Annotated in this window: 3 protein-coding genes; all 3 read right to left on the bottom strand. The window is 68.3% G+C overall.

What is annotated here, in order from left to right:
- Window positions 1-829: efflux RND transporter permease subunit (locus tag AC5RV2_RS15390; protein WP_494093057.1), on the bottom strand; the 829-nt coding region annotated here is incomplete at its 3' end.
- 42 nt (window positions 830-871) lie between these two features.
- Window positions 872-2,371: a malate:quinone oxidoreductase gene (locus AC5RV2_RS15385; RefSeq protein ID WP_494093056.1), complete on the bottom strand. Its 1,500-nt coding sequence runs from the start codon at window positions 2,369-2,371 to the stop codon at window positions 872-874.
- 197 nt (window positions 2,372-2,568) lie between these two features.
- Window positions 2,569-4,154, bottom strand: a 1,586-nt coding sequence (locus AC5RV2_RS15380) for an ABC transporter substrate-binding protein (RefSeq protein ID WP_494093055.1), incomplete at its 5' end; no start/stop codon positions are given.

Raw genomic sequence — 4,154 nt, 5'->3', positions numbered from 1 at the left:
CGGGCTGGCCTTCGCCGGGGAATTGCCCGGGTGCCCGCCCCGCCTCCGGTGCGGTGGGCGCGGAGGGCTGCTCCGCCGTCGTCGTTTCGGCGGGGGAGAGCGGCAGGTTTTCGATGGCCGCCAGGCTGTCCAGCGGGCTGCCGATCTGCACGGAGAGGCTCTGGCCGTCCTGCTGCACGGCGCCGGCCGGGACCAGGCCGCCGCTGTTGGCCAGGCTGTCCACGATGGCGGAAACGCCGACGCCGGCCTCCGCCATGGCATCGTCGTCCGGCACGATGGCGATGTGCCGGCCCGGGCCGCCGGAGACTTCGGCCCCGCGCACTCCGGGGATGTTCTGCAGCCGGGGCACCGTGAGCCGGTTCAGCTCGGCGCTCAGCTCGCTCAGCGTCAGGTCTGAGGAGACCGCCATGAAGACGATCGGGAAGTCATCGATGCTGCCCGCCAGCGACAGCGGCGAGACGTCGTCGGGCAGTTGCTGGCGCACGTTGGAGATGGCACGGTCCACCTGGCTGCGCGCCCGGTCCAGGTTGGTGCCGTAGACGAACGTCAGGTTGACGGTGGAGAACCCGTTGCGCGACACCGCCGAGGAGGACTCGAGGCCCTCGACGGCGGTGAGCGCGCGTTCGAGCGGTTCGCTGACCTGCTTGTCCACTACCTCCGGCGACGCGCCCGGCATGGAACTGACAACGGTGATCCGCGGGAACTCGAGCGAGGGGATGAGTTCCTGCTTCAGCGAACCCATGGTGATCACGCCGAAGACGGCCACGAAGACCGTAATCAGCGCGATCAACGCACGATTCGCCAGGGACAGCGTTGCCAGCTTGTGCATGGCTTGAAGCTTAGTTCAGCGGTCGTACGGTGCGGACGGGGATCATGCCAGTTCGAGTACCCGGTCGGTGTCGGCGGTGATTTCGGCCAGCAGCGAGGGGTTCTCGTTCAGGTTCACGCCGTAGCCGGGGATCATGTCCTTCAGCTTGGGTTCCCAGCTCTTGAACTCCAGCGGGAAGCAGCGTTCCAGCAGGCTGATCATGATCGGCGCTGCGGTGGACGCGCCGGGGGAGGCGCCGAGCAGGGCGGAGATGCTGCCGTCGGCGGACGCGATGACCTCGGTGCCGAACTGCAGGGCGCCGCCCCGCTTCGGGTCCTTCTTAATCACCTGGACACGCTGGCCGGCGGTGATCAGCTCCCACTGGTCGCCGGCAACCTCCGGGTGGAAGGCGCGCAGGGCCTCGTTCTTGCCTTCGCGGGTCTTGAGCACCTCGGTGACCAGGTACTTGACCAGGCCGAAGTTGTCCTTGGCCACGGCCAGCATGGGGACCAGGTTGCCCGGCCGCACGGACGTGGGCAGGTCCAGCAGCGAGCCGGTCTTGAGGAACTTCGGCGAGAAGCCGCCGTACGGGCCGAAGAGCAGGGAGCGCTTGCCGTTGACGAAGCGGGTGTCCAGGTGGGGCACCGACATGGGCGGGGCGCCCACGGAGGCCTGGCCGTAGACCTTGGCGTTGTGGGCGTTGATGACGGTCTCGTCCGTGCAGCGGAGGAACTGTCCGGACACCGGGAAACCGCCGTAGCCCTTGGACTCGGGGATGCCCGAGCGCTGCAGCAGGTGCAGGGCGCCGCCGCCGGCTCCGATGAACACGAAGCGGGCGTTGACCTTGGTTTTTTCGCCGGTGGCGTTGTTCCTGATCTCCAGGGTCCAGCGGCCGTCGGTGTTGCGGGAGACGTCCAGCACGCGGTGGCCGTAGTTCAGTTCCACGCCATGGGCGGTCAGGTAGCCCGCGAGCTTCCGGGTCAGGGAGCCGAAGTCCACGTCGGTGCCGCCGGCGACGCGGGATGCGGCCACGCGCTGCTGCGGATCGCGGCCTTGCATGATCAGCGGCGCCCACTCGTTGATGGCGGCGTGGTCTTCGGAGAACTCGATCTGCTCGAACAGCGGTTCCTGCTTCAGCGCTTCGTGGCGGCGCTTGAGGTAGTCCGCATGGTCATCGCCCCAGACGAAGCTCATGTGCGGCAGCGGGTTGACGAATTCCCGGGGCGACGAGATGTGGCCCTCGCGGATCATGTGCGACCAGAACTGGCGGGAGACGTTGAACTTCTCGTTGATGCCCACGGCCTTGGCGGTGGGAACCGAACCGTCCGCCGAGGCGGGCGTGTAGTTCAGCTCGCAGAGCGCGGCGTGGCCGGTGCCGGCGTTGTTCCACGGGTCCGAGGCTTCCAGGCCGACCTCGTCCAGGTTCTCGAACAGGCTGATGCTCCAGTCCGGCTGCAGCTGCTTGATGAAGGAGCCGAGGGTGGTGCTCATGATGCCGCCGCCAATCAGCGCGACGTCGACGTTCTTGGATGATCCCGAGGGAATGTTTGCAGTCAACTTCAATCTCCAATAGCAGCTGTGCCAGCAGTTAGAAGCCTAGCGCCCTGCGCCAGCGAGACTAAAATCTGCCGTCATCGATGTGACCCAACAGACAGACACGGCGGGATCGCAGCGTTACAATTTTCCGCCGGCCGCGGCCCGTCACCCACGCACAGCGCGCCGCCGCGCCGGCCCCCGCCCCACCGGGCGGCGCCGCCCCGTCAATCCTGCCCCAGCTCGATCTTGTTGTAGACCTCGTCGAGCATCGGGCTGGCCGGGTAGCTCACCACCCGGGGCCCCATGGCCAGGGCGGAGATGGGGAACGCCAGCGGCACCGCGGGGACCGCCCGCGCCAGCTGCTCGTTGATGCTGTGGTAGGCCTGCACGCGGTCTTCGCCCTCGGGGAGGGTCTTGGCACGGGCTATCTTGCTGCGGATCTGCGCGCTGTCGTAGCCGAACTCCATCGACTTGCTGCCGAAGAGCGGGCCCACAAAGTTGTCCGGGTCGCGGTAGCTGCCGCTCATGCCGGACAGGTGGAGGGCATGGCCGGTGGAGCCCTGGATCGTGTCGAGGTAGCCCTCGTCCCAGGGGATCGGCACCGGCTTGATATTGATTCCGACGGCGGTGAGCTGGCGGCTCAGCTCCGCGTACACCTTTTCGGGGGTCGGCAGGTAGGCCCGCGTGACGCCCAGCGGATAGTAGAAGGTGAGTTCGGCGCCGTCGTACCGGGCGTCGGCCAGCAGTTCGCGCGAACGCTCCGGGTTGTACGCGTAGTAGGGGATGGTCTCATTGGTCACGCCCAGGCTGCGCGGGATGAACTGCATGGCCTCCTTGGTGCCCTGCAGGAAGAAGCTGTCGATCAGCGCCTGCCGGTCGATCGCGTGGGCGATGGCCTGGCGCATGGTGATGTCGTCCAGCCCGTCGGCCGCCTGGTTCATGCCGAGGTAGACCACGGAGAACGGGTCACGCTGCAACACCTGCATGCCGGCCCGCGCCAGGTCGGCGTAAGTGGCCGGGGTGACCAGGTCGTAGCCGTCGATGTCCCCGGCTTCCAAGGCACGCAACCGCGTCATAGGATGCGGGAGCGCCTTGAACACCACGGTGCGCACGTCGCCGGCGGCACCCCAGTAGCCCGGGTAGGCGGAGAGCACCACGCGGTCCCGCTCCCAGTTGGCAAACGTGAACGGGCCGGTCCCCACCGGGGCCAGGGCGTAGCGGGATACCTTGTGGCCGCCGCGTTCCTCCGTCAGCCGGTCGGCCGCCCCGGCCTTCAGCGCCGCCGGCGAGGAGATGGCGAAGGCCGGCATGGCCAGCGATGCGACCAGGCCGGTGAATCGGCGGGTCAGGTTCAGCTGCACTTCCAGCGGGCCCAGCACCTCGCAGCTGTGGTAGAGCGATTCGTCCTCGTCCTCGGCGAAGGCGCCGAAGACCGACCGGAAGGCCAGCCCGCCTTCCACCGGCCGGGCGCCGCCGGGGAGCCGGTACCAGCGTTCGAAATTGGCGCGGACCGCTTCGGCGTCGAACGCCGTGCCGTCATGGAAGGTGACACCCGGGCGCAACCGGAAGCGGTAGGAGCGGCCGTCGTCCGCTTCGGTCCATTCGGAGGCCAGCCGCGGCGCCGGAACGCCGGTCGCCGGGTCCACCCCGACGAGTGTTTCGAGGATTTGCCGCGTCACCCGGTAGGACTCGGTATCCACGGCCAGCGCCGGATCAAGGGTCACCGGGGCGGCGGCAATGCCCATGGTGAAGGTGGTGTCCGCGGGCGAGGCCGTCGGCGGCTCGCTGGCCGGGGCGGTTGACGGGGCGG

It is taken from the genome of Arthrobacter sp. Y3225116, assembly GCF_059091245.1.
Note: the sequence above shows the minus strand (reverse complement) of the source record. Positions and strands in the feature narration are given on the sequence as shown.